The organism is Acinetobacter rongchengensis, assembly GCF_003611475.1.
GTDB classification, from domain to species: domain Bacteria; phylum Pseudomonadota; class Gammaproteobacteria; order Pseudomonadales; family Moraxellaceae; genus Acinetobacter; species Acinetobacter rongchengensis.
The window spans coordinates 1-1,859 of the sequence record NZ_RAXT01000131.1 but is presented as its reverse complement, the minus strand read 5'-3'; the positions used below and the strand labels follow the sequence as shown (position 1 = coordinate 1,859).

Here is a 1,859-nt window from a genome sequence, read left to right as displayed (position 1 = left end):
ATTGCCAACACTTCCAAATGCTGATTGGGGGATTGTATTTTGGTATTTTAGTGGTGAAGAATAATGCATTTAGAAGAGTTAGAATTATTTCCACAAGAAATATATTTGATTGAACTGTTTATTTCTTATGAGTATTACTATGAAACTGTAAAGCTGTGGGAGGATTTAATTCAATATGCAGAAGGATTATTAGATAAATATAACGTTAATTTAGTATCTGATCATCGTTCACAACATCTTTCCCATCAAGCAGATTATGTGTGGGGGACGATAGTTTTGCCTAACTTTAAAGGTACATTACATCATTTACAAAGTGGTTTAGAGGATTTAAAAGATGGGTTTTTACCAATATTAGGACGTATGAGTAGTATCTGTAATGATTTGGTTGCCCAAGGTCGAGATTACCCTTGTGATTGGATGGATCAAGTTATAAAAGGAGCCAGCATTATTTTTAAAGAAAAAAAAGATATTATTTCGGTCAGAGCTAATAATATTTATGTAGCAAGCGACTATAATATGCAATGGGATTACAAAGATTTATTGAAAAATAAATCATATAAAAGAGATGTGGGAATAATTTATCCTAAAGTATTTCCAAAATACAATTTGAACCAGAGTATTACAATGCAAACTGGTGAACCGATCATGGTAACTGGAATTTACCATGCTACTGAACCTTATTCAGCTTGTAAATTTCTAATGAAAGAAAAAAATAATTATAGTGGTATGGTTGGTGAATGGGTAACAGCTCCAAAGGTTAAAGGATTTGAGAATAATCCTAATAATTTTACTACATTAGATACTATTGAAAACTCAAGAAGAGTACCGACTACTTGGATTTTAGTTGAAAGAGTAGCTGAGGGTAATGATGTAGATTTAACACCTACTCAAGAAAAACTTTCTCAAAAAGGTGGAGAACCATGTCCAAAAACAGGCTATTGGACAACACCTGCACGACCCGGCACACGACGTTACTTTACCCAAGGCGAAGTATTACCAACACTTCCAAATGCGGATTGGGGGATTGTATATTGGTATTTTAGTAGTGAAGAATAATGCATCTAGAAGAGTTAGAATTATTTCCGCAAGAAATATACTTGATCGAGCAGTTTATTTCTTATGAGTATTACTATGAAACTGTAAAGCTGTGGGAGGATTTAATTCAATATGCAGAAGGATTATTAGATAGACATAGTGCAAATTTAGTTGCAAATCACCGTTCACAACATCTTTCCCATCAAGCAGATTATGTTTGGGGGACGATAGTTTTGCCTAACTTTAAAGGCACGTTACATCATTTACAAAGTGGTTTAGATGATTTAAAGGTTGGATTTTTACCAATTCTTAGAAGAATGAGTAGTATTGTTAATGGGATAATTGCACAGGGCCGAGATTATCCTTATGATTGGATGGATACAGTAGAAAAAGGGGCTATAGATAAATATAAAGTCAAAGAAAACATTGTTTTTACAAGAGCGAATAATATTTATATGTCGAGTAATTATTATGATAGTCAATGGGATTATAAAGATTTAATCAAAGCACATAGAAATTTTGAAGTAGATGTTGGTGTAATCTATCCAAATCCCCTACCTCAATATAGGTTAAATCCTAACGTCACGATGAAGAGTGATGAAGCTATTATTCAAACTGGAATCTATCGTTCCACTGAACTGTATTCAGCTTGCCATTTTTTAATAAAAGAAGAAAAAATAAACGCTGCGTATCCAGATGATTGGAAGCTTGCGCCTGAAGTTTATGCTTTTTCTACGAATCCAGATAATTTTACAACACCTGATACGATTGAAAATTCACAAGAAGTACCGACTACTTGGATTTTAGTTGAAAGAGTAACTGAT

General features: G+C 33.2%; 2 protein-coding genes. Both read left to right on the top strand.

What is annotated here, in order from left to right; genetic code table 11:
* Positions 1-63 precede the first annotated feature (63 nt).
* A complete protein-coding gene (locus D7V20_RS18995) occupies positions 64-1,056 on the top strand; it encodes a hypothetical protein (protein WP_235831681.1) in 993 nt (330 codons plus the stop codon).
* On the top strand, positions 1,053-1,859 hold an 807-nt coding region (locus D7V20_RS18990), incomplete at its 3' end, for a hypothetical protein (RefSeq protein ID WP_120385385.1). The genes D7V20_RS18995 and D7V20_RS18990, both read left to right, overlap by 4 nt.

Excerpts from the sequence above, each read along its gene's own strand:
- D7V20_RS18995 (WP_235831681.1), top strand. The coding sequence starts at position 64 with ATGCATTTAGAAGAGTTAGAATTATTTCCACAAGAAATATATTTGATT.